We start from the raw sequence: 724 nt of genomic DNA, 5'->3' as shown, positions 1-724 counted from the left end.
CGGGTCTCTGTCCCGGCTGAGATAGCCTTAGGGCGCGCTCGATATCTTTTCGAGCGCGTACCGCCCCAGTCAAACTGCCCGGCTACCGGTGTCCTCCTCCCGGAGTGAGAGTCGCAGTCACCGACGGGTAGTATTTCACTGATGGCTCGGTGGCCCGCTAGCGCGGGTACCTGTGTAATGCCTCCTACCTATGCTGCACATCGGCGACCACGTCTCAGCGACAGCCTGCAGTAAAGCTCCATAGGGTCTTCGCTTCCCCTTGGGTGTCTCCAGACTCCGCACTGGAATGTACAGTTCACCGGGCCCAACGTTGGGACAGTGATGCTCTGGTTAATCCATTCATGCAAGCCGCTACTGATGCGGCAAGGTACTACGCTACCTTAAGAGGGTCATAGTTACCCCCGCCGTTGACAGGTCCTTCGTCCTCTTGTACGAGGTGTTCAGATACCTGCACTGGGCAGGATTCAGTGACTGTACGAGTCCTTGCGGATTTGCAGTCACCTATGTTGTTACTAGACAGTCCGAGCATCCGAGTCACTGCGACCTGCTCCGTTCCGGAGCAGGCATCCCTTATCGCGAACTTACGGGACTAACTTGCCGAATTCCCTAACGTCGGTTGCTCCCGACAGGCCTTGGCTTTCGCCGCCATGGACACCTGTGTCGGTTCTCGGTACGGACATCATACTCGTCTTTTCACGGGCCCCAGGTTGAATCACGTTTCCCT

General features: G+C 57.2%; 1 rRNA gene. It reads right to left on the bottom strand.

Annotated features, from left to right (window positions below):
• A 23S ribosomal RNA gene (locus IEY28_RS20530) occupies positions 1–724 on the bottom strand; the annotation flags it as partial.

The organism is Haloarcula pellucida (assembly GCF_014647235.1).
Lineage (GTDB): Archaea > Halobacteriota > Halobacteria > Halobacteriales > Haloarculaceae > Haloarcula > Haloarcula pellucida.
This window is presented reverse-complemented; position numbering and strand designations above follow the sequence as displayed.